19 protein-coding genes are annotated in these 23,547 nt (G+C 62.9%); 6 read left to right on the forward strand and 13 right to left on the reverse strand.

The window, feature by feature from the left end:
* Positions 1–14: 14 nt before the first annotated feature.
* Positions 15–527 carry an HAD domain-containing protein gene (locus OC372_RS12420; protein ID WP_262002250.1) on the reverse strand — a complete coding sequence of 171 codons (513 nt, stop codon included), beginning with the start codon at positions 525–527 and terminating at the stop codon, positions 15–17.
* 443 nt (positions 528–970) lie between these two features.
* Here OC372_RS12420 and OC372_RS12425 point away from each other — a divergent pair, with 443 nt between their 5' ends.
* Entirely contained in the window at positions 971–3,691 is a 2,721-nt protein-coding gene (locus tag OC372_RS12425; RefSeq protein ID WP_262002251.1) for an ATP-dependent RecD-like DNA helicase, read from the forward strand.
* Positions 3,692–3,875: 184 nt separating this feature from the next.
* Here OC372_RS12425 and OC372_RS12430 read toward each other — a convergent pair whose 3' ends face one another.
* Positions 3,876–6,671, reverse strand: a complete 2,796-nt coding sequence (locus OC372_RS12430; RefSeq protein WP_262002252.1) for an NACHT domain-containing protein — start codon at positions 6,669–6,671, stop codon at positions 3,876–3,878.
* A gap of 239 nt (positions 6,672–6,910) precedes the next feature.
* On the opposite strand from OC372_RS12430, the gene OC372_RS12435 reads away from it, so the two are divergent.
* Positions 6,911–7,780 (forward strand): hypothetical protein, encoded by an 870-nt coding sequence (locus OC372_RS12435; RefSeq protein WP_262002253.1) that lies wholly within the window; start codon positions 6,911–6,913, stop codon positions 7,778–7,780.
* A gap of 403 nt (positions 7,781–8,183) precedes the next feature.
* On the opposite strand, the gene OC372_RS12440 is transcribed toward OC372_RS12435, so the two are convergent.
* Both OC372_RS12440 and OC372_RS12445 read right to left on the reverse strand, forming a co-directional pair.
* Entirely contained in the window at positions 8,184–9,809 is a 1,626-nt protein-coding gene (locus tag OC372_RS12440; RefSeq protein WP_262002254.1) for a hypothetical protein, read from the reverse strand.
* On the reverse strand, positions 9,809–10,681 hold the full coding sequence (locus OC372_RS12445) for an HNH endonuclease (protein WP_262002255.1): 873 nt from the start codon (positions 10,679–10,681) through the stop codon (positions 9,809–9,811). Before OC372_RS12445 ends, OC372_RS12440 begins: the two co-directional genes overlap by 1 nt.
* A gap of 365 nt (positions 10,682–11,046) precedes the next feature.
* Here OC372_RS12445 and OC372_RS12450 point away from each other — a divergent pair, with 365 nt between their 5' ends.
* The 4 genes from OC372_RS12450 to OC372_RS12465 all read left to right on the forward strand — a co-directional run bounded on the left by OC372_RS12450 (position 11,047) and on the right by OC372_RS12465 (position 14,772).
* A complete protein-coding gene (locus OC372_RS12450) occupies positions 11,047–11,601 on the forward strand; it encodes an SLATT domain-containing protein (RefSeq protein ID WP_262002256.1) in 555 nt (184 codons plus the stop codon).
* Complete coding sequence (locus OC372_RS12455) at positions 11,601–12,899, forward strand: nucleotide-binding domain-containing protein (protein WP_262002257.1); 1,299 nt, start codon at positions 11,601–11,603, stop codon at positions 12,897–12,899. Before OC372_RS12450 ends, OC372_RS12455 begins: the two co-directional genes overlap by 1 nt.
* Before the next feature lie 545 nt (positions 12,900–13,444).
* Positions 13,445–14,014 (forward strand): TlpA family protein disulfide reductase, encoded by a 570-nt coding sequence (locus OC372_RS12460; protein ID WP_136054588.1) that lies wholly within the window; start codon positions 13,445–13,447, stop codon positions 14,012–14,014.
* The gene (locus tag OC372_RS12465; RefSeq protein WP_262002258.1) at positions 14,011–14,772 is read left to right on the forward strand and encodes a cytochrome c biogenesis CcdA family protein; all 762 of its coding nucleotides are present in this window, start codon (positions 14,011–14,013) and stop codon (positions 14,770–14,772) included. Before OC372_RS12460 ends, OC372_RS12465 begins: the two co-directional genes overlap by 4 nt.
* Before the next feature lie 97 nt (positions 14,773–14,869).
* Here the strand turns inward: OC372_RS12465 and OC372_RS12470 are convergent, their stop codons facing one another.
* The 9 genes from OC372_RS12470 to OC372_RS12510 all read right to left on the reverse strand — a co-directional run bounded on the left by OC372_RS12470 (position 14,870) and on the right by OC372_RS12510 (position 23,536).
* Positions 14,870–16,228 (reverse strand): M23 family metallopeptidase, encoded by a 1,359-nt coding sequence (locus tag OC372_RS12470; RefSeq protein ID WP_261811492.1) that lies wholly within the window; start codon positions 16,226–16,228, stop codon positions 14,870–14,872.
* A 193-nt stretch (positions 16,229–16,421) separates the two neighbouring features.
* Positions 16,422–17,105, reverse strand: coding sequence for a copper resistance protein CopC (locus tag OC372_RS12475; protein WP_261811491.1), 684 nt, complete (start codon positions 17,103–17,105; stop codon positions 16,422–16,424).
* Complete coding sequence (locus OC372_RS12480; RefSeq protein ID WP_261811490.1) at positions 17,102–18,871, reverse strand: cytochrome c oxidase assembly protein; 1,770 nt, start codon at positions 18,869–18,871, stop codon at positions 17,102–17,104. The genes OC372_RS12475 and OC372_RS12480 overlap by 4 nt, the downstream gene beginning before the upstream one ends.
* Before the next feature lie 125 nt (positions 18,872–18,996).
* Positions 18,997–19,512: a DUF3515 domain-containing protein gene (locus OC372_RS12485; RefSeq protein ID WP_262002259.1), complete on the reverse strand. Its 516-nt coding sequence runs from the start codon at positions 19,510–19,512 to the stop codon at positions 18,997–18,999.
* Positions 19,497–20,960, reverse strand: a complete 1,464-nt coding sequence (gene lnt, locus OC372_RS12490) for an apolipoprotein N-acyltransferase (RefSeq protein ID WP_232762584.1) — start codon at positions 20,958–20,960, stop codon at positions 19,497–19,499. The genes OC372_RS12485 and lnt overlap by 16 nt, the downstream gene beginning before the upstream one ends.
* Positions 20,961–21,084: 124 nt before the next feature.
* On the reverse strand, positions 21,085–22,035 hold the full coding sequence (locus OC372_RS12495) for a cytochrome c oxidase assembly protein (protein WP_058631457.1): 951 nt from the start codon (positions 22,033–22,035) through the stop codon (positions 21,085–21,087).
* Positions 22,036–22,060: 25 nt separating this feature from the next.
* On the reverse strand, positions 22,061–22,396 hold the full coding sequence (locus tag OC372_RS12500; RefSeq protein WP_045278974.1) for a DUF6804 family protein: 336 nt from the start codon (positions 22,394–22,396) through the stop codon (positions 22,061–22,063).
* The gene (gene lspA, locus OC372_RS12505; RefSeq protein ID WP_058631456.1) at positions 22,393–22,926 is read right to left on the reverse strand and encodes a signal peptidase II; all 534 of its coding nucleotides are present in this window, start codon (positions 22,924–22,926) and stop codon (positions 22,393–22,395) included. The genes OC372_RS12500 and lspA overlap by 4 nt, the downstream gene beginning before the upstream one ends.
* Entirely contained in the window at positions 22,919–23,536 is a 618-nt protein-coding gene (locus OC372_RS12510) for a copper resistance protein CopC (protein ID WP_262002260.1), read from the reverse strand. Before OC372_RS12510 ends, lspA begins: the two co-directional genes overlap by 8 nt.
* Between the last annotated feature and the right edge of the window lie 11 nt (positions 23,537–23,547).

Raw genomic sequence — 23,547 nt, forward strand, 5'->3', positions numbered from 1 at the left:
TGCGCGGCGGGCGCTCAGAGTACGAGCTGCTCGTCTAGGAACTGATCAATTCGCCCAACATCGGCAAGGGTGACGCCCACGAACTTGTCGGGGCGGACGACCAGCGATGGGACCTCCGTCATCGCGGTTAGCCGTTGCTCAGCGTCCTCCGGAGCTCGATCGTCTGCCCACACGACCGCGTTTGGGCTGGTCTGACGGATGTGCGAGATCAGACTCGCCGTCCGCCATCCACGCTTGGGCCAGTTCTGCCAGGGCACGTACGGGCCGGTGAGCTTGCCCCGCAACGGCTCGCGGATTAACCAGCCGACCTGATCGCGCGGCCATGTCGTTAACCAGGCGACCTGGACGCCGGGTCGCCGGGCGAGATCGTCAAGTGCGTCCACCAGTTCATCGTCGACCGTCATCCAGGAGCGCCAGCCTTCATCGTTCTGATGCAGCGCGCGCTCTTCCTCGCGGTGGATCCTGGAGATCGTGCCATCGACGTCGAGCACAAGCAGCGCGGAGCGCTGATGCGAGCGTGTATCCATGATCAGGCATCTCCCCGTAAGTGCTCGGGGGTTTGGACGTGCAGCCGCCTTGACGTGCCCGACGAAGGCTCCGAGATCGTCATAGCGCGAGCTTACGACCACCTTGAGTTTGAGGTGGAAGTGGCTAAGCGTGAGTGGCCAGCGACGCCGGGTGCCGAGTGATGCGCCGGAGAGTCTCTTGCGGGTGGGAGAAGCCGCGTGCGTTGAGAGCCTCGTGCGCTTGGTCGGTGGAGTACATGCCGGATGTAAGGGTGGCTCGTCAATTTATGAAGTGCTCGAGCGTAGCTCGGCTGCCGAGGTACGTACTGAAGATTGGACGGAACTCGGCTAGTTCGTGACGTACTGCAACCACGCGCGGTATTTTGAGCGTACAGCGATCCATCCCAGCGCTCTGGCACGAGCCACAGGTTGGACACGACGACGGGGTTTGCAAGGGGGCGGCGATGAGAACAGTCGATGATCAGATCCGTAGCGCCGATCGTGCGATCTGTGACAGCATCGCTGCGCTGAAAGGCGATCGTGCACTTATGTCGCTCGCGGTTTTGTCACACCTTCGAAATCTCGTAGAGGGAGCAGCGGTTCGCCTTCACGCGGGCCGTGCTGATGCTGACTACGACTACGACGCGATTCAGGCGGCGCTGGTCGCCATCGGGTCAGCGCCGAAGCGCGTTCAGTTCCTGCACCGTTTTCACAAGCTGCTACAGGAGAGCGTGTCGCACTACACGATGGATGGTGACACCTCAGAGCGGCTGATGCTCAAGTACTACGAGTACCTCATCAGGCTTCGCCTGCTGCTGCGGGCAGCTTGCAAGATGGAGACGCTCAATAATCTGGAGGATTTTCCGGTCAACCTCGATCCTTCACTTCGCGAGTACCACCGCAAGATCGCCGCCCGGATCGATGCCGTCCGCGCCGATCCGACACCAGGAGGTGTTCGGAACCGTTACTACGTCCATCGAATCCGGCCGATCTTCACGAAGGGGCGGATTCTCTACGAGGTAGTCTTCCGCGCGACGACTGATCACTTGCAGAAGGTCGACCGAATCATTGCCTTCACAGACATCGAGATGACAGACAAGTACGCGGCGAACCTTACCGTGGTTTCCGAAGCCATCGACGTGCTCGGCCAGACGATGCCGATCACCATCATCACGGACTGGGAGGTCTCGATTCGTCCGTGCGAGTTCGACAACTTCGCTCGGTTGTTCGGAGTGGCGTCGAAGGTATCGTCAGGGTCCAGTGAGTACCGCGTGCTTATGGAGTACTTAACTCGCACGGAGACTGGACTCCTCGATGTCGTCGCGCTTCCTGACACTAGGTTTGCGGGGCTACGAGAGGAAGCCACGCGGCGCGTCCAGAAGGCGGCGATCTTTCCCGTGCTTGAGAGGGCCCGCGATCTGATTTCCCGCCATCGCCCCGGGCACAATATGATCCGCTACCTCATGCTCAGGATGAATAACCTGATCCTCAAGCAGCAGTACAGCTCTCAAACCTCTAGCCTGCTCTCGAATCTCAACCTGGATCGCGGATGCAAGCCATTCGATTCAATGCCCTTCTGCACATCGCCGAAAAAGCACAACGTCACCTTCTCCGACCTGGTCGAAAGTCTGGACACTCGCGACCGCGTTCACGAGCTGCTTGCTCGTCGCGTCAAGAACAACGTCGAACAGCACGGCATGCTCTACACACCCGATGAGGAGCTTGAGCGCTTCGGTGACATTGACGCTTTGATCGCGACCTTCAACAGCAAGCTCTGGCACGGGCACCGCCCGGCGCGCGACCTCGTCCACGACAAGAAGCACGTCTTCGTCCAGGAGTACGAAGACGACTCGGTCGAGATCATCGAAGAACTTCAGGCCCATGCCAAATCTGGGATCGGCGGCTATACCGAGGCGGTCGAGCGATGGCTTGAGGAGACGCCGACGGTGAACGTGGATGATCCGGTGAAAGAGGCAGCGCTCAAAGCGCTGTTCGCGAGTTCCCAGGTCGCCTTGATCTACGGTGCAGCCGGCACGGGAAAGTCGACGATGATCGACCACATCGCTCACTTTTTCAACGACAAGAGGAAGCTGTTCCTGGCGCACACCAATCCGGCGAAGAACAACCTTGAGCGGCGCGTCAGTGCCCAGAACTCCACGTTTCGCACGATCGCGAGCCACCTCTGGAACGACACTGGCACCGAATTTGACGTGCTGTTCATTGACGAGTGCAGCATCGTCAGCAACGACGATCTCCTCCAGGTGCTACGGCGAACGTCGTTCGAACTACTCGTTCTTGTCGGGGACAGTTACCAGATCGAATCAATAAAGTTCGGAAACTGGTTCACGTTGGCTCCGGCGTTCCTGCCGGACTCCTCGGTGTTCGAGCTCACCAGCCCCTACCGCACGAAGAGCGACCAGCTACTGAAGTTCTGGGATGCCGTGCGCGGCATCGAGCCGAACATCGAGGAGTTGCTGGCTCACTACGGCTACTCAGCCGTGCTCGACGAGACCCTCTTCGCACCGCGCAATGACCAAGAGATCATCCTGTGCCTCAACTACGACGGCCTATACGGCATCAACAACATCAACCGGTTCCTCCAGAGCGGCAATCCTGGCGAAGCGACCGTTTGGGGCGTCTCAACGTACAAGATCGGCGACCCCGTCTTATTCGGGGACACCTCGCGATTCAGAGGAGTCATCTACAACAACCTCAAAGGAACGATTGTTGGAATCGAAACCTTCCCCGGTCAGATCCAGTTTGACATCGAGTTAGATCGGATACTCACGGCATTTGATGTCGCGCGAGTCTCCGGATTGCAGTGGCTCGGCGGCTCGACGGTCCGTTTCTCCGTTTCGGAGCAGGGCAGTACCGACGAGGAGGACGAGTCCAATAGCAAGACGGTTCCGTTCCAAGTCGCCTACGCGGTTTCCATCCACAAGGCGCAAGGTCTCGAGTACGATTCCGTGAAGGTTGTGATCACCGACGCCAACGAGGACCGCTTCTCACACAGCATCTTCTACACGGCGGTTACCCGAGCTCGAGAGCGCCTCACGATCTTTTGGACGCCAGAGACCCAGCACGCTGTGTTGAGCCGGCTCGAACGACCGCACCAAGGACGGGACCTCGGTCTACTCCGTGGACGCCGCGGGCTCAAGTCGGTTGGGTCGAAGAAGCGTCCCTAGTCTCCGGTCGGTGTCGCCACCGGGCGCTGAGCGGGGTCTGGTCAGGCCCAGCGGCAAGATCGGCACCACGACCCGCGTTGCCGAAGTGGGGCACAGTCCGAAAGGGCCGACTTCATCTCCACTCGTCTCCATGCATGTGTGCGACGCGCGCGGCGGTTGGGGTTCGCGTGCAGTTTCGTGACGGTCAGTCGAGTTGGTCGGAGACGGGGCGGCGGCCGGCGCCGCGTTCGTAGATGACAGACACCCCGTGCGGGACGCGCCAGCTCTCGAGGGGGAGAGAGGCGATGAGGACTTCGAGGAGTGCGGCGGTGTGTGGGTCGTCGATCAGTTGCGCGGTCGAATTGTCGGTGACGGTGTCGTTGTGCACGAGGGTCACGCCGACCTCGCCGCTGCCGAACGGTGGTGCGTGGTAGAAGTTCAAAGCATCGAGGAGGGGTCTGAGGGCCACGACCGCGTCGCCGGGTTCTGGCAGCGACGAGATGTGGTCTTCGAGGACGGTGCCGAGGCAGTCGAAGGTCTCGGAGGTTCTCGACAAGATCGGTTCTGTGGCGTCCCGGAGCGCTGCCTGACTGATCCCTGCGTCGAGCTTGGTCATCGCGAGGAGGAACCGGGCGGTGTGACTTGCTCGTGGAGTCCCGGATAGGGCCTGGATGAGTGTGTTACGAATGAGGCTTCGTGTGGTGGAATCGGCGCTGGCTGCTGCGGTGAGGCCGTCCGCGAACGCCTGCATGTTGCGTGGTGCCGGGCCGGTCAATGCTCGGAGGGCGACTTGGACGAGTCGGCGCAGCCATTTAGGTGTCTGGGTGGCGAGGCCATCGTCGAGGAGGGCAGCGGCGAGTTCGGGGCCGATCGGGCTCAACCAGCCGGGCCACGTCTCGCCCGTGTCGACGTTCTCCACGATGTGGACGATCATTTCTCGTTGTTCGTCGGTGCCGTTGGAGAAAACGTATCCGGCCATGAACACCCAGGTTGCGCGCCAGTGCGGGCTGGGGGCGAGGGCGATGAGCCGCGTGCGAAGGTTGGCGTCGTTGGTTTTCACGAGTGACCGAGCAGCCATGAGTTCTTGAAGGCTGCGGACTTCGAAGGCGAGCCCGTCGTCTTCGGCGGGCACGAGGAGGACGAGCCGCTCGGTTGCGGCTTGCATGATCCGGTCCCCGATCTGGGTTCGGAGGCGGTCTGTGTCGTGTTCGAGTTCGGTGAGTCGGGCGTCGAGAAGCTCGCGCATCTGCCCGCGGGGCATCACCGATTTTTCGCCTCCGGAAGTTTCCGCCTTGATGTGGAGGACCCGGCCGACCGTTTCGTGTAGATAGATGATGGCGTGATTCTGTGACGCGAGGAGGGGGGCCAGGGTGGTGGGTTTTCCTGCTTCGCGCGTGTACATCGTGTCGAAGTACTGGGAGTAGAGCTGGTAGCGGTCCGAGGGCAGTGTTCCGACTCGCTCCAGGATGATCGTCATGATCAGTACCTGGAGCGGAGTCTTCATGAGGCGTTGCATCGTGCTCAGTGAGAACTGACGTTCCAGGGACGCGAGGAGTGGGTCTCGGCGGTCCGGATCGTCGGCGAGGCGCCGTTGAGTGACCATGCGCCCGTAGCGTTCTGCTGTCTCCCGATCGAGGGAGGTGAGGTTAAGTTGACGGAATCGTTCGGGCATGAATCGTTCCGCGTCGCTGGAGGGGCGGGTGGTGACGATGCAGAGGAGGTCGGCGTTGCTGTTCTCGAGGTCTTCCACGAAGTAGGTGATCGCGTCGAGCACTCGTGGGCGGACCTCGAGCGCGGTCACTTCATCGAGCCCGTCGAGGATGATGATCGACGGCCAGGAGGTGAGCCACCGTTTGAGGACGTTCGGTTTGACGTCGATGTCGGCCCGGCGCGAGATCGTGTCGGCGAGGAATCGGAGCAGCATGAGGTCGCCGCTCGGCCCGATGGCCGCAGCGAAATCCGTGAGCCTGATGAGCACGGGCCATCGCCGCCCGGTAGGACCATCCGTCCCAAGGCCGCGGAATGCTTCCTCGGTTGCTTCGCGGACGTGCCGAGCGGTAGGTGGCAGAGACTCTTCTGCCGCAAATTGTGAGCGAAATGCCTGCGTGACGAATTTCGTGATGGTGCTCTTGCCGCTTCCTGCTCGTCCGGTTATGACGACGTGGGGGCGCTCCACTCGATCGGCCATCATGGGTTTCAGCACAGCGCTTGACCGGGTGAAGATCTCGGAGAGGACCGTAGACTCCGTTGCGTCTTCGTCGGTAGTTTTCAGGTCGATGACGATCTGCTCGACGGACTCGCGGTCGCTGCCGCCAGCTTCTTGAAAATGGACCCAGCGTTCGGCGGACAGCGCCGCTCCCGCGTGGGTGTGCAAGAAGGGATGCAGCTCGTCGGGCCTCAAGGTGTCGGAAATCTGAGTGAGGCGTGCGAGCAGGTCACCCACGGTGAGGAGAGACTTGAACCCGTTGCGCACGGATCCGTGAGCGGTGAGAAGAGAGTTGACTTTGTCTCGGTGCCACACCCGGATCTGTCGAAGGCCGCGCTTTCGCAGGGTGACTCTCGGGTCGCCGGACGCGGGGTTGTCCAACCATTTGGCAAGGTGCGCGGTGAGGCGGTCGATGCCGGCGCCCGGCGCACTCGAGATGCGGGCGTTCGTGACGAAAAGGAGGTGGTCCGGGACTGGAGCCCGGGTGCTGGACATGTCCAGCCATTTCTCGAGTTCCGCGTCGATCTGCTTGAGAAGCCAAGAGAGGTTGTTAGCGGGATCGACGGAGTGATGCTCGCGCTGTTTCGCTTGGATCACCGTGTACCCATCCCACACGTTCGGATCGTCAGGCTCGGTGCCCCACCGAATGAGCCCACGGAAGGTGGCCTCGCGCCCCCCGTCCGGCCCCGCCCCGAAGGCTTCAAGCCCTGGACCGAACACCTCCTCACACACGGCGATCGTCATTTGTTCGAAAGCGCGCGGACTGAGTTCCTCGAGCGGGTAGTCCTGGGCCATGGGGGCTCCATTCGTGGTCTTTCGAGGCGAGACGATTCAATACGTGACAGATCCAGTCGGTCGCATCAATGTACCGAACAGGGCCACTGTTTCACGGCAGAGTGCTCGCCGAGGCTGCTCGAGCAGGAGAGTTGAAGATTGTGCGAAGCGCCCTCCCTTACGAGTGACCCGTGCCGGACATGTCCGGAGAAGCGCAGAGCGTCGGCCTCGGTAAGATCACGTGACCGCCAGGAGGCCACGTGATCTGTCTAGCCCCCCTCGCCTGCGTCGCGCCGGCCCCTAATCCTCTTGCCGACCTGGTGCAGGTGGGGATCCTGGTCGTCGCGGCTGTGGCACTCTTCTGGGCTGTCCGGGAGTGGGTATGGGGCGGCAGCATCCTGAAGGTGCAGCTCGAGCTCGGCCGCACCGATGGCCTCCGGATGGTTCGTGCCTCTCCGGCAGATATGGAGAACCCCGATGCCATCGACTGGCGGATGCCATACAGACTGGACGGTCCCGCACTCGATGTCGCTGTCATCACAGTGATCAACAAGGGCCGAACCCCGGTGACGGTACTCAGCCCGGCGCTACTCTTCAGCTCGAAGGGTGCGGAGGACTTGCGAGTGTCGGGTCAGCTTGTAGGCGGCAGCTGGGGAGAGGACGAAAGCCGGATCCGGCTCGAGGTCCATGACTCCTGCGTCTTTACCCTGATGCTGCAGCCGATGGCCGTCATCGCGCGCAGCGACATGACCTTCCAGAAGCCTCAAGGAGCGGGGGGAGATATCTGGGCTCGCGCAGCCGTGACGTCGGGGAAGGGTGGCGTCAAACTATCGCCGAGCTCCGTCCGGTCGAGAGCGAAGTGGTACTCGCTGAACCGCCTGGATGCTCGATGGAAGGTGAGCACTCCGTTGCGCGGGAAACCCCTCACTCCCACCGAAGAGCTGATGGCGCAGTTCCTAGCCCCCGGCGGAGATGTCTACGATCAATCGGTGCTGCTCGGCAGCGTGCTCGGTGCCGCGGAAGCAGGAGAATCCGTGAACGAGCTCGCCGCGCGGGTCGAAGACCGATACGGGATCATGAATGCCGGCAAGATCGCGATGCGCGCGATGGTCCTCGCTGGGAAGCTCTAGGGGCTTCGCGGCCTTCGAGAGTTGCAGGATGACCGCTACGCCAATGGCTGCGCACGGGCACCTCGCCCCGGGCGCTTCTGACTGGGGAGGGTAGTGCGGGGTGCAGCTGTGTGCGTGAGAGTGAGGATCTCGCCAGCTGCAGGGGTCTTCACGGCGAGTGGTCGATAGGTGCGTTCCCACTCGGCGGGCACCGCGAACTCCGCAGACGGCTCCAGGTGAGACAGGCGCGTTTCGCGTCGGTCGCCATCTGCAGCCCGCCACTGTGGCGTAGTTGGTGAAGCCCGCGTGTAGGAAAGTTCTGGTGAGGATCGCGCCTGCCTTGCTGGCCGATACGGAACTGATGGGCTGCTGGTGCTCTGTCCGTGCTCGGCGCGTCGACTGCGTTGTGCCGAACTCGTCGGTGCTACCGGAACGACTTTTCATCGATTCCGGCGAGATCCCACGGCGACGCGAGCACTGGCTCGGTTTCAGAGCGGACTAACCGTGCGGGGGCCCACGCTATAAGGTGCTCGCCTCGCGGCGGACTCATGATGTAGTCGCGCGGGTGCCCGGGGCTGTCGGTCGCCGTGGTGGGATGCACCTCGAGCTGCTGATGCCAGAGGTGCGTCTCGGGCGTTGGGATCTGTTGCCCGGCGAACGCGATCGACCCTTCCTTGATGGCGATAACCTGCGGTGGATTTCCCGATGGTGAGGTGACGGTCGCGCTCTTTAGGCGGGCATGGACGACTTTGCCTTCCCAGATCAGACGTGTCTGCCGCAGTCTGACGCGTTCCAGGTTAGTGAAGCGTCCGTCGCAGACTCCGATCTCATTCCCCGTGATCCTCTCGATCTCGATCACATCACTGAGCGCCTCCTCGATAACGCGCATCTGATGTTCTTCCTCGGCGCTGAGGTCCTCCATCGAGATGGTGATGTTTCCGCCGGGGACGTCGAACACCGCGCGATCTGCTGAGTGCAGGCGCCGTGCGAGCTGTGCGGAGCGAAGCTTCTGCGCGTTTGTGAGTTCGAGGTACTTCTCCTCAGCGAGGGTGCATGCGACTGCCCGATCGTTCTCGAATGTGAACGCGAAGGTGAGGATGAGGCACCCATCGACGAAAATGTCCCATTCGACGCCGCCTTCTTCAGGACGCCGATGCATGATGGCGGCTTCGAGGTTCGTATGCTCGTCGCCAGTCTGAAGGGTGAGGGACACCTGATTGGCGGGGTCCTGCAGGAGCAGGTCAGAGACGGTGAAGCGCGACCATTCGGTCGGCAGGTCGCTGCCTTCCGCTAGATCAGGGACCGCGGTGCCGGTGTCGGCGTAAAACACGTGCACATCGATCGGTGACTCCGACTCGCGAACGCTTACCGCGGAGGTCCATGCATCATCAGACAACATGATCAGCGATCGTTCTTGCAGGTCGTGAACAAGGTCCAATGTGTCGAGTGTGAGCATCGCGATGCGCGAGAACACGCGAACCGCCGCGGTGTAGCGCTCCTTGAGATCATGCTCGAGCGCCGCCACCTTCGCTCCGCGGGGGTCGGCGTGGACGAGATCTGCGTAGAGCCAGCCTGCCGCAAGTTGCGTATCCGAGACGATGCTGGTCGGTACATGATCGGGTCCGGCGGCCTGAACGGTGTATCCCTGGACCTGTGTCCCCTGGATCTCCGTCGACTCCCAGGCGGCTCGTAGGGCCGTGATTCGCTGCCTATCGGAAGCTGTTGCCGCGCCGGTAGTCAATGTGGTGATTGCGTCGAGGACTCGGTTGTAGAAGATCGGCTCCGACTCGACCGTGAGTGGGCGCAGGCGAGCGACGAGAGACTCGAAGGTCTCCTCATCGGGCAGGTCCTCTACCACAGTAAAGCGGCCCGCTAGATCGATGTTACCGCGGATCATCGTGTTTGCGAACGCCTGGAGGCTGTCCCTCGACTGTGAGAGTGAGTGCGCGGCAACCCGTCGCGCACGCAGAACGAAGCGTTCCACGATCTCCGCAGGCTCGATCGCCGGCCCTACTTTCTTCTGGCCGCGACGATCGTTTTGAGCCGCCATCAGTCAGCTCGCCTTGCGAATCCCGTGATCGGGTCGAACGGCCAATCGACGGCGAAGACGCGATTGAAGCTGATCACCATTGCAGATTCCGTTAGTTCATCCGAGGCTGCCATCAAGATGATCTCGCCAGGGCTCGGTTCGTGTGCGGAACGCGCGACCTTGATGGACCTCGCTACGTCGCCGAGCTCAGCCTTCTGGTCACGGGGCACGTCTCGGGCAACGAGGAGCTCAGCTCTCAACGCATCAGCGCGGGGCGTCCGGGGGATCGCGTGCAGCGCAACGCATCCGGCCAGATATGCAGTCTTGACCGCTGCGATGTGCGAACGGGTTGCGTCGACAATCTCGTAGCTCATCTCGAACTCCTGTTCTCCCAAGATCTGAGAGACCGCCGGGTCGTGTTTACCGTGTTGGAAGAGAACAAACCCACCGGATGCGTTCTCGCGTAGCAGGTACTCGCCAACGCTGCGGCGGCCGGGAACGGTCTTGCCCGAGAGCCGTACCTTCCCGATCGCGTTCTCATACCAATTGCGCAGGTGCGGCTCGTACTTGCTGCCGAACTCGTTGTTGCAGTTTTCACACGTCATCGTGATCACGCTCCCGCCAACTGAGTGGGGCGGCACATGCTCCCGGCTTCGCGGCTCCGGCGCGAGGCAGATCGGGCAAACACCAAAGTCGACAAAATCGAACGCGACAGGGAGTGCCTGAAAATTCCGCTCTGTTCCCAATGGCCGCGGCATACGCACCTCGAGCGTCGACCCATCCTCCAGACGAAGAACGGCCTGGCTGAGCTCCGGGACGCCGCGACCATTCGCACGCCCATTGACGCTTTCAATCACACCGCGTACACGAGGCTGGCCAGACGAATCGCTCACGGGTCAGACTGTACTCGTCGTCCTCGACGTTGCGGGCATGTCCGCTAGCTCTCTAAGTCGAGGAAGTAGCGCGACTGCGTCGCCTCTATCGGTGAATTCGCTCAGGCTTCATGACGGGTCGCCCTTGTGAGCCGGATGTAAATTCCGGGGCATGCAGAGTCGTTTCTCTCTGGGGTCTCCGGAATGAGTCGTAGCCTGCGCGGGACCTCGTCCCCAACGTTTCGGCCGAGCTACGCCCATTGGTTCTCCTTCGAAACGGGCCGTGTCGGTGTCCGCCGCTAGCATGCACTTGCGGCGGACTGTCGCCGTGGGCTGGGGGAAAGATGCATCGACGAGAGACAGAACCGTCAGAGGCGGGTCGTGAGTTGCTTCTCAACCAGGTGAGAGAGCTATATGGGCGCATCGCCTACACGCAGAAGACCCATGAGAAGCAAGCTGACATCTGCGCGATGTCCTCGCGGAGGCAAAGAGTCTGGAAGTTCGTTCTCACGGCGGTCGGATCGGGGACGTTCCTAGCGTCACTCTTCGGGCTGCTGCTGGACCCGCAGTGGGCATCGCTAGCTACCTCCTTCATCGCCGTGCTAGTCACGGCGGCAAGCCTGGGTGACCGGACATTCCGATACGGCGAGGAGATGCAGCAGCACCGCGACACCGCGGCTTTGCTGTGGAACTTGCGGGAGTCGTATCTGTCGCTGATTGTGGACCTGAAGTCCGAGTCTCTGCCGCTCGACCAGGCGCGGCAGAGACGAGACGAGCTGCAGAAGGCGGCTCAGGCCGTGCTGAAGGACGCCCCGCGAACGACACCGCAGGCGTACGCCATGGCTCAATCCGGCCTGAAGGACAAGGAAGACCTCACTTTCAGCACGCAGGAGATCGATTTGATGCTGCCGGAGGCGCTTCGAGAGGATTGGGAGCACTGATGTCGCAAACCGGTGACATCTTCGATGGTCTCCTCACCAATCTCAGGGTCAACACTGCTGAGAGCATCGCCGACCGGCGGGACGAAGTAACGAAAGCTCTGAACAGCGAGTTCCGCAGCTTGACCGGCTCCACGGCGAACAAGCTGATGGTCGGTTCCTACGGTCGTTGGACAGCGATCAAAGGTATATCGGACCTTGACCTCTTGTACATGTTGCCGTCCAGTCTGCGCGCCTCATACGAGGAGGAAGGCGGGCCGCTCAAAGCGCTGCGGCGCGCCCGCGCTGCGATCCAGAAGCGGTATCCGACGACGACTGTCGGGGTCGACAGGCTGGTCGTCGTAGTGGAGTTCTCGAACTTCACTTTCGAGGTGCAGCCCGTGTTCGAAAACGATGACGGGTCCTTCGACTACCCGGACACTTACAGCGACTCGTGGAAGATGACGAAGCCACGCGATGAGATCTCCGCAATCAGCGAGGAAGACTCAGCTACTAGTGGCAATCTGCGACGCTTGTGCAAGCTCGCTCGAGCATGGCGCAACAAGCAAGGAGTCGTGATGGGCGGGCTGCTCGTAGACACCCTTGCCTACAATTTCCTGACGTCTACGACGGAACATCGCTCTGGCACGTCCGAGTCCTACGGCGAGATGATGCGCGACTTCCTTCTGTACCTCGCGGACCAGGTGGACCACGATTTCTATCTGGCGCTTGGAAGCCGCCAGCGCGTTCGAGTCAAGAAGCGCTTCCAGAAGAAGGCTGCGTCCGGCGCTGAGCTTTGCACCGACGCGGTCAACGCTGCTGGTCAGAAGAACGAGTACAAGAAGTGGAGAGCAGTATTCGGGAAGTCCGTCCCAGCAGTAGTGGCTGGAGCGGAGAATGCGCTTGCAGCCAGGTCGTTCAACGACACGGAAGAGTTCATCGAGGACACCCATCCCGTGGACATCCGTTTTTCGGTTGAGATTAGCTGTACCGTGACCCAGGACGGATTCCGTCCTACCTCGCTGAACTCATTTCTCAACCTGTTCTCGCGACTGCCCGCAAAGAAACAACTTACGTTCGCAATCGACAACATCGACGTGCCGGGATCATATGAGGTGCGTTGGAAGGTACTGAACCGAGGAGCCGAGGCTGAGCGGCGGGATCACATACGCGGTGAGATCATCCGTCCGACCCACGGCACCGAGCGGCGCGAAGTGACCTCCTTCCGAGGGAATCATTACGTGGAGTGCTACGTCATCCAGCGCAACGTCGTCGTGGCTCGCGGGCATATCGACATCCCGATCGCAGCAGAGTCTTCCTAGACCGCGCCCCTAGTGCAGTGGGTGCCCATGCCCGCGGCCCTGCGGCGATCCACCCTGCCACATGTGACTGGCTCCAACGCCTCTCGAGCAAGTCAGCTTGGTCGATCATTCTCGTCGTCAAAATTCTGATAAGCGTCATGAGGCAAGTCGCTCCATGTGCCGGCTACAGCTGTCCCGGAAACCCGCGGGATCGCGATCCGATCCCACGACAACTCTCGTGAGATCGGACACAGATTTCGACATGTCGTTTCTCATGAAACCTGTCGCATTCTCACGAAACCTGTCGCATTCTCACGAAACCTGTCGCTGTTCTCATGAAAGGTGGCGGATTCTCGCGGATGTTGTCACACGGTCGTCCGGGATTGACGCCGTGTGTCAGCAACGCCGAGGTCGCCTACGCATCAACTTGCTCTGACGAACATCGAAAGTGGCAAGCGATCTCGTGGGGCGGTGGCACGGTTCGGCGGACGCATAGGGGATCTGCGTAAGGTGCGAATGTGCCTCGAGACCCACGTTTTAGTACCGTTCGCGGTGCGGCGGGAGTCATGCTCGCCGCAGTGTTCGCCATCGGTCTGAGCGGGTGTGCGCCGGATCCGGTCAGCGATTCCTACCTCAAGGGTGAGAACACCGGGTATGTGGCCGGCAACGGCGCTATTGTCGAGGTCCCGGTGGCCGAGCGGAGCGAGCCCGTGGTCTTCAGTGGCGTTACTGAAACTGGTGATGATTTCGACAGTGCGGACAACGCCGGCAAGGTCACGGTGGTGAACTTCTGGTACGCCGGGTGCGCGCCGTGCCGCATCGAGGCGAAGGATCTTGAAAGCGTCTGGCAGGAATACGGCGGCGAGGATGTGGCTTTCATCGGCATCAATACCCGCGACCAGGCTGACACTGCCCAGGCTTTCTCTGACGAGTTCGGCATCACCTACCCGAGCCTGATCGACGTGAACACGGCCGAGGCGAAACTCGCTTTCTCCGAGGCTGTGCCGATCCAGGCGACACCGACCACTCTCGTGCTCGACAGACAGGGCCGTGTCGCCGCCCGCATCATCGGGCCCATCGACGGCACCTCGATCCTCTCGACCCTCGTCAAAGACGCCCTAGCGGAGACGCCGTGAACGCAGACACCATCATCGGGTCCGGTGCGCTCTGGCTCGCAGTCCCCGTCGCGATGCTCGCCGGCCTCGTGTCGTTCCTGTCGCCCTGCGTGCTCCCGCTGGTCCCCGGCTTCCTCGGCTTCCTCGGCGGAGCGGTCGCGCCGCGCTCGAAGGGTGACGCGACGAACGCAGTCGCGCCTGAGCGCCGTCAGCTCGTTGTCGGCGTGCTTCTGTTCATCCTCGGCTTCAGTGTCGTCTTTGTTCTCATCACTGCGCTGAGCGGGACGGCCGGCGTGTTCTTCCTACGCTGGGGTGACCTGGTCACGCGCATCCTCGGAGTCGTCGTCATCCTGATGGGGCTCGTCTTCCTCGGGTTGTTCAGTTTCGCCCAGCGGGAGGTCCGCTTCCACGTCGGCTCCCGGGCCGGGATCGTCGGGGCGCCGCTACTCGGAGTGGCACTCGGTATCGGCTGGGCGCCGTGCATGGGGCCGACGCTTGCCGCGATCATCGCGCTCTCGTTCAACGCCGGCGACCCTGTCCGGGCTGGCTTCCTTGGTCTCGCGTATTCGCTTGGCCTCGGCATCCCGTTCCTGCTGGTCGCACTGGGGTTCGGTTGGGCGGCAAAGACGGTCGAGTTTCTCCGACGTCACATCCGGGTGCTGAACGTTTGCGGCGGCATACTGCTGATCGTCCTCGGCATCCTGATGGTGACCGGGCTGTGGACCGACATCATGTCGCGGCTGACGGCGGTGATGGGCAGCGTCATCCTTCCTCTCTGAGATCCCTAGCAGGGACGTCGCGAGTGCCGACTGGAGCAGTCCTCTCTACCCAACTGCTCATGTCGACGGCGCCACTTCGTGATCCGGCGTCGGAACCTTAGATATAGACGCCGCGATCTTCCATGAACCGGACGGGGTTGGTGTAGCCACCGTTGATGTAGACCTCGAAATGCAGATGGCACCCGAAGGAGCGTCCGGTGTCACCCGCGTATGCGATGACCTGGCCGGAATTGACCCACTGCCCCCGGCCAACGGCGATGCCACCGGGTTTGATGTGGGCGTACCCGGTGCTGACGCCCCCGCCGTGTTGGATGCGGACGTAATTGCCGTAGTTGCCGTTGGCGGCGGCGTAGTCCACGGTTCCGGAGTTGGCGGCGTAGATCGCCGCTCCGCAGCCGTTGGCCAGGTCGGCGCCGTAGTGGTAGCTCGAGGAGCAGCCCTGCGAACCACAGATGGGGGTCCGCGGGCCGTAGCTTGAACTTCGGCCGCCCCCGTGGGGCCGAACCCAACCGCCGCTCCCGGCGGAGCCTCCGCCGCCACCGTTGCCGCCTCCGTTGGCTGCCGCTTCGGCGGCTTCGCGTTCGCGACGGGCGCGCTCTTCGGCCTCGCGCGCGGCTACACCCGCCTGGTAGCCGGCGACCGTCTGCGTGGTGGTGTCTTTCAGCGCGGCGAGCTGCGCCTGCATCGTCTCGAGGTTCGCGGCTTGCTCGTCGAGCGCGGCTTGCGCGGCGTCGGCCGCTTCTTGTGCGGCAATCATCTTCTGCTCCGCGACCTGCTGTAGTCGGTCTCGTTCGTCGCGGGCGACCTTCGCCTGATCGGTCAGCGATTGGGCGGTGTTGCGCGCCGAGATTGCGTCATCGTAGACCGACCGGTTGTACTCGAGCAGCTTGTCCATGGTGCCCAGCCGGGACAGGAGCTCATCGGCGTTGTCCGCGGAACCGGAGAAGAACAGTTGCAGTGCTGAGTCGTCTCCACCGTTGCGGTACAGCTGTGCCGCAACTTGACCGGCCCTGCGCGCAGAGGTTTCGGCCATCGCTGATTGTTCGTCGGCCTGCGCCTGCAGGCTCTCGGCTTCCGTGATCGCAGCGAAGTATTCCTGTTGTGCTGCGTAGAACTCGTCGGAGGCTGTATCGGCGGCAGCCTGGGTCTCGGCGACTTTCTGCGTCAAGGACTGGATCAGCCCTTCGATTCGGGTGATCTCGGCGGCCTTGGCAGCTTCGTTGTTCTTGGCGCGTTGGACATCGTCCCAGCTCGGGTAGGACGCAGCGTACGCCGCTGAGACGCCGGAGCCGATACCGAATGCAGCGAATGCAGCGACGCCGAGGGCGCCGAGTCCGAAAGCGCCACGTCGAGTCACACTCAGCTTCCAGAATGAGTCGCGTTCGGCGGGCGTGGGTGCACACCCGCATTCTTCAGCCGCCTCCGTAGCAGCCGCGGAGACGCGTCGTTCGTTCACTGTGCCCTCTCCTCGAGTTCGGCTTCGTGGATTCTGCTGCCATGGGCGCGCCGATTGGCCATGCTCGCGTTGCCCGCTGTCTGGTCTATCGTCCGTTCGTGGGGGCCGAAGTCGCGCCGACTCGCCCGTGATCTCTGATCTGTGGCCCATATTTGACGCATCGAACTTGAGTTCGACTGTCCTGGCACGAGGCTCACTCTTTCGGGTCCGTGTGGACGTCGGCGCTCGACCGGTTGTGTTTTTTCTTCTTCACTTGCCGTACGACAACGGTGGCGGTGATCACCGCGGCACCGATGACAGCAACGGCGATGATGAGCGGGATCGCGATTGAAGCCACCTCGTTCTCGCCTGCAGATACCACCGGGGCAGGGGTGTCCGCTGCTGGCGGTTCGGTGGTTGGCGCGGTGGAGGGCGACGCCTTTGCCGGTTGGATCCGTGATTGTTCGTTCCCGCATGCTGGTTTGTCCCATCCCAGCCCTGGCTCGCTGCTGGTGGGAGCGTACGTGAACGTGAAGCTCTCGGAGATGGGGTGACCGTCGCTGGAGACGGCGTTCCACAGCACGGTGTAGACGCCCGGTTCTCCGAGTGCGACCGGGGTGGTGAGGATGTTGCGGTCGATGGTGGAGCAGCTGGATTCGTAGAAGAGGCCGTCGGGTCCTTGCACTTGGGCGAAGCTGGCCTGGCTGAAGTCAATGAGTTCCCCGCTGAACGTGAGAGCGACGTCGTCAAGTTGGGTGACGGTTTCGTCTGCCCCGGGCACGGTGTCCAGGAGGTTGTCGTGCGCGAGAGCTGCGGGGGCCGGTGTAGCCAAGATTCCCAGTGTGATGAGAGCTAGAAGTGTGCTGGCGAGCCAGCGGGTGCGGTGGGTGGAGGTCACAGGTGCGGGTCCTTTCGTACGGCGGGCACGGGGGTGCTGTCGGTAGGTCGGTTGTTGCGTTTCGTGTGGAGGACGGAGAAGCCGGTGAGGATTGCGAGCATTCCCGCGATCACCAAGGTGGCGGCTCCGGCGAGGGCCTGGTCCTGGAGGGGGGTGGGTCCCCATGTCCGCCCCATGGCGCCAAACCATTCCGCGACGATGAGGTCGGAGCGAGTGATCGTGGCGATGCCGAAGAACGCTGCCACGCCTGTGAGCGCAGTGAGTGAGGCCACACGCCACCGCCCCTCGGGGGTCGTGGACGCATCTAGGGCGATCGATCGTGCGAAGAGGCACCCGGTGACGAGGAGCTGGCTGATCATCCATTCCGCTCCGAGCTGGTCGTAGAGCGACCAGCGGAACAGGTCGGAGTAGTGGAACAACCACAGCGACGTGGCGAAAAGAGCCGCCGCGACGACGGGGCGCAGAGTAAACCGTGCCAGCGGGCTGTGGGCGGCCCAGAGAAGCCATTCCCGCGGTCCTCGGCTTCCATCCTCCCGTGGATGGATGACCAAGGCTGCGAGGGTGACGGGCGCCGCGAAGACAAGGAGCAAGGGGATCGCGAGACTGAGGAGAGCGAAGGAGAGGAATCGCATACTGATGAGCGCGTCGTCGTAGGCGGCGAGCGGGCCACTGGTCGTCCACAGAAGCACCCCCATCCCCGCAATCCAGCTGACCGTCCGCCTGGCTGGCCACGGATACCCGCGGCGCCGTGCGCGTTGGACGCCGACGAGGTAGAAGACGATTCCGAAACCCGCGACGAGCACCCAGAGGAGGTCGGGGCTCCACGCCGTGAACCATCTCTGCAGGGTGAGTGCGATCGGGACAGGTGCGTCGGTGAGGATCTCCGCGGCGGTGTTCTGCGGCAGTGTGACCGTATCGGCGGGGGCGGCGGTGCGGGCGAGAGCTGCGGCGGCCCCGCTCGCGATACCCATGAAACCGAGTTCGACACACACGATCATCCAGAAGGCGCCACGGCCCTCGCTGGCTTTCGCGATGAGTCGACGGCGGTAGGCGGCACCCAGGACGCCCATGACCAGAAGAGCGCCGATCTTTGTGCAGAGGATGAGGCCGTACGGTGAGGCCAAATCCTCCCACCGGCCGAGGGCAGTGAGCGCCCGCGCGTATCCCGAGACGGCGACACCGATGAACGCGATGAGCGCCACCGTCGAGTACCGGCGAAGCACGTTGTCGAGTTCGTGCGGAGAGCTAATCGGTCGCACGACGACGAGCAGGATGAGACCCCCGAGCCATATCGCTGCTGAAATGACATGCAGGACGAGGGACATGACCGCGGGATCGTGGTTGGCGAGCTCACCCGAATGGCCCTGGGTGGCCATGGGTATCAGGCTGATGACCGCAAGCACGGTCGTGAACAGCACCGCACCATAGCTGCGCACAGCGAATGCGAGGACTGTCACGACCGAGGCGAGGATCGCGGTGATAAGCCATGATCGTCCCAGCTCCGTGTCGAGGAGGAAGCGGCCCAGCTGCGCACCGAACTCAGCGCCCAAGCTCACTTGCGGATTGAATGACGACAGGAAGGTGAGAAAAGCCACCACCCCGCTTGTGATGGTGAGGGTCGCGGCGCCGGCAGAGGCAATATTTAGCGCGACGATGAAGGGTTTCCCCCCTGAGGGGAGAGCGAACACCGCCAGCACCAGGGGCCCGAGCATCGCCGCACCGGAGAGATTGACGAACAGCTTCGCGGCCGGGAGTCCCCATCGCACGAGCGCTCCAGGGTCACTGGTGAGTCTCGGTGCAGCTCCTCCACCGATTGCGAGCCCGACCACCACAGCGATGAGTGCGGCGACAACGAGAATCGTTGGTCCAACGATCCGGAGAACGACGGGATTCATGGAGTGGTATCTCCCGTCCCAGTGCCAGGAGCGTCCGGGTCTTCCGTCACAGGCGCCGTGCATTCACCGGTCTTGGTGAGCTGCTGGATCGCCCCGGCAAGAGATTCGAGAACCGCGTCCGCCGACAGGGTGGTCGTGTCTACGTACACCTGGGCAGCCGGCTCCCGGCCGTAGGTTGTGAGCCGCAGATTCGGGGTCTCCTCCTCGTCGACGATCCAATCGACGCCCCCCAAGCTGACACATTGCAGGGTGGTGGGGGCCGGGGGCTCCAACCCGCAGGTGAGGAGCACGCTGCTGGGGGTACCCCATGCTGCGGTGGCCTGAGCGTCCGTCCACACGCGAGCCTGGTCGCCAATCGAGTCCGGTAGTCGCACGGTGACCTCTGCGCACAGCGGGTCGTTCGCGTTTGCTGCGGGCTCGAGGTGGATGGTGGGTGCGCAGCTGGTGAGCACAAGCAGTGCGCACAGCGCCGCGACAGAGGTCAGAATCTTGAGCTTCACAACGTCATCCATCCGTCTTCCTGGGAGTCAGCACGAGTCCGTCGCGGTCGGATCGACATGACGAGCAGCGCTAGTACCGTTCCGATACTGAGCATCCAGTCGAGCCACGGCATCAGCACGACAGCGAGAGTCGTGCCGGTGCGGAGGGGGACCTCGGTGATCTTCGCCGCGGTCGTGTCCACCGCAACCTGCGCCAGCACCTTTCCATCGCGGCCGATGACTTGACTGGTCCCGGTGGTGGAGACGTTCACCGCAGTTCTCCCTGTTTCGAGCGCGCGCATGCGGGCGATGGCCAGCTGTTGGAGGTTCTCGTCGGTGCCTCTGAAGTCCGCGTTGTTGGTTTGAAACACGAACATTTGCGCGCCAGAGGCAGCGCTTTGGTGGATGACGTCGTCGTAGATGACGTCGAAACAGATCGCCAGACCGATGGGCACATCGTCAACGTTCATGAGGGGTGTGTTGGAGCCGGGCGTGTACTCGCGTTGTATCAATCCGATGAGGTCGGGGGCGATGGCTTCGTAGAACCAACGGTCCGGGACGTATTCGCCGAAAGGGACGGGGTTGACCTTGTCGTGGAGCTGCTGCGGCCCGGCGCTGGTCCACAGCATGGAGGTGTTGAACGTGTCGGCTCCGCGGGTGGTTGCCGCATTCACCAGTGCCGGAGTGCCGGCACTCTGCACGAGTCGATCAAGGCGGTCTGCGACGGCGGCATCGCGCAGGGGATCGGCGTCGACGGCCCCTTCTGGCCAGACGAGAAGGTCCATTTCACGCCCCAGGAGAGGAGATGTCGCTTCTTCCTGTGCGCGCAGGATGTCGCCTGGTGTCCTGGTGTCGAAGTAGCCGCTGGGTCCGTTGCCCTGTACCCATCCGACGCGCATCATTCCCGCTTGCTCGGTGGGGAACAGAGGGATGGCTATCGCGGCAACGACGATGACCACGGCCGTTGCTGCTGGCTCCCATCGGCGGAGGATGAGGGCTTCCACGACGCTCGCGCAGACGAGAACGGTCAGGAAGGACAGCCCCGTGGTTCCCACCCATGAAGCGGCTTCCGCGAGCGGGCTCTCGGCGAGGCTGAAACCGACGCGCGCCCATGGGAACCCGGTGTACGGCGTACTCCCCATCAGTGTTTCTCGCAGCATCCATACCCCGGCGACGAGCATGGGAGTGATCGCACGATACGCGTATCCCGCGCGGGTGGTGGTGACCCGATAGGCGAGTGCGATCAGCGCACCGCCGGCACCGAACAGCAGGGATTCCAAGCCAGCCAGCGCGACCCATGGGATGGGTCCCAGAAACCGGGTCACCCATACCAGGTGGGTGAAGTAGAAGGTCGCGCCGTAGACGAGGGAGATCAGGAACGCCCCGGGTAGAGAGCGTCCGCGGAGCGTCCACAGCCCGATGGTTACGCTCACGAACGTTGCGGGCCACCACCCGTTTGCGGGGTAGGCGAGATCCAGCATGCCTCCTGCGATGGCGGACGCGACGATCGCTACGGGAAACGGCACCCCAGCTGGTAGGCGCGCATCGTGCGCTCGGGGGTTCCCGCGCCGTGGTCGAACGGAGAGGGCGTGTCTCACCAATGGGTCAGCGGTCACGGTCATGAGAGCTCAGTTTTTTGAGGTAGGCGTTGTACATGTCGAGGTCGGTGTTCCCGTGCACGTCGGCGTACCGGTCGGCCGCGGCAGCCCGGGCGGTGTCGCTGCGGAACCAGCGATGCATCACGTAGATCAACATCAGCACGGTCGGGGCTTCACCGTAGGACCATGCCAGAGCGCCGGCTAGCTGCTGATCGGCGAGGGGATCGATGCCCAGTGCTTTGGTGGGGGCGACGAATGAGCCGACCAGGATCGTGCTGGCCATCATGAGGAACACCCCGAAGAACGCGTGGAGCGCGGCTTCAGCAAACACGTCCAGTGCACGGGCACCATGACCCAACCTGACCGGCAGCGGATCGGAGGACAGGATGGGGATGGTGAAGAGCATGCCGGCGAGGAGGAATCCGACCTCGAGTGCGACGTGGCCCCCGGGGAGAGCGAGGATGGCATCGGCAGCACCCGCAAGGTAGATGCCGTAGAACGCGAACAGGTACAGCGGGACAGTGGCCCACGGGCTGAGTATCCATTTCGCGGCCGGGCTTCGAAGAGCACTGTGGGCCGCTGTGAGGACTACCCGTCCCGCCCCATGGTGCGGTGTTGATCGCAGAAGAAGGGTTCCGGGTGAGCCGAGGACCAGTAGCGGCGGCACCATCATCATCAGAGTGAGCTGCTGGAACATGAAAACGGACACCAGCGCCTGGCCGTAGGTTTCAACACCCAGACCGGTGACCGCCGCGAGGAGAACGCACCCGAGCAGGAAGCTGACCGTGCGCCACACGGGCCAACGACGCCCGTGCGTCCACAACCGGATCGCGCCGACGAGATACAGCGCAGCGAGGATCCCCGCAACGATCGGTAGCACTGGAAGCGGAATGTCGGCCGGTGCGAGGAACGCCTGCAGAGATGGGGGGCTGTCGGGGATCTCGCCGCTCATACGCATGGTCGTGACAAGAAGATCGCGCAGTTCACTTCCGGATCACCTTGATCGTCGCCCCCGCTGCCAGGAACACCACGGCCGCGATGGGTTGTGCTGTGGTCCACACGACACCGGAGAAGGGGAAGGGCATCACCGGATTCCAGAGCACGGCAATGGCGAGGAAGACCGGGATCCACCACCAGTGGCGTGCCTGGAGCGCAAACCACGCGACGATCAGCCCGAAAATTGAGGCAATGAAGAGGACGAGCGGCGCCCAATTCGCCTGGAAGAGCGCCGGGGCCAGAAACAGGATCGCGGCGGCGACGAGGCTGGGGGCCAGGGCGTTCCGCTGGTAAGTGGAGGGGACGCGTTCTTTGGGACTCATGGGTGAACCGTTTCTTCGGCGGGTACAGGGTCGTCGGGGCGGGACGTGGGGTCTGGCCGGCGACGGCTCGTGCGCAGACCCGCGACGATGAGGAACACGGCACCGATGCCGAGAGCGATATCGGCGAGGTTGCCGATGAACAGGTTCCCGTAGGCGAGGAAATCGGTGACGTGCCCGATCCCGAACGCGGGCGGCGAGAATAAGCGATCGATGAGGTTCCCGATCGCACCGCCCACGATGAAACCGAAACCAACCGCCGACCACACGTTCCGGGCTCGGGTGGCGGCAACGATGAGGACCGCGGTGACAGCGACCCCGATGACGGTGATGACCCATGTGGAGCCTTCCCCGAGCGAGAAGATCGCCCCGGGGTTGAAGGCCAGTTGAAGACCGAGCCAGTCACCGATCAGCGGTATACGCGCATCCTGCCGCAACGTGTTCAGAGCAAGAGTCTTGGTGCCTTGATCGATCAGGATGACGATGGCGGCGACGATGAGCATCACGGCCGACCGGCGGACTCGATCACGCATCGGCGTCTTTCTCCTTAGCTGCAGCATCCTTGGCGGCCTGTGCGCGGTCGCGCTGGTGACGCCGGCGCCCGGCCATAACCACTCCCACAACGCCGATCCCCAGAATCAGTGCCAGACCCGAGAGGAAGAACAGGGGGAGCAGTTCGAAAGCACCGCCACCGGATGCCGTGCCACCGTATGTTTGCGCGGGTCGGGCCGGTTCCGGCTCCTCCGTTGGGGAGGTTTCAGGGGTGGGGCTTGTGGTCGGAGTGCTGGGTTCCGTGTCCGTCGCGGGCGTGACGGTGTACACATACTCCCCGTTGATCGGGTGTCCGTCGGCGGAGACGGTCTTCCAGCGGACGGTGAAGATGCCGGTTGCGGCGTCGGGGGAGAGATGTTGGGTGATCGAGTCACCGCTCACCGTTGGCGGGTCGACGGCGACGTTTGCTCCGCTGTCATCGATAACCTCGACGACCGTTGCGTCGTCACCACCGGTGAGGGCCCCGGTGAACATCAAAGAGATCTCGTCGGGGGAGCCGTTGATGGTCGAGTCGGCGGTGGGGTACGACGAAACGAAGTCGTCATGAGCGGCGGCCGAAGATGCAGTCCCAAGTACGACGGATGCCGACAACAACAGGGTGG

Origin of the sequence: Microbacterium sp. Mcb102 (assembly GCF_024519805.1) — a bacterium.
Lineage (GTDB): Bacteria > Actinomycetota > Actinomycetes > Actinomycetales > Microbacteriaceae > Microbacterium.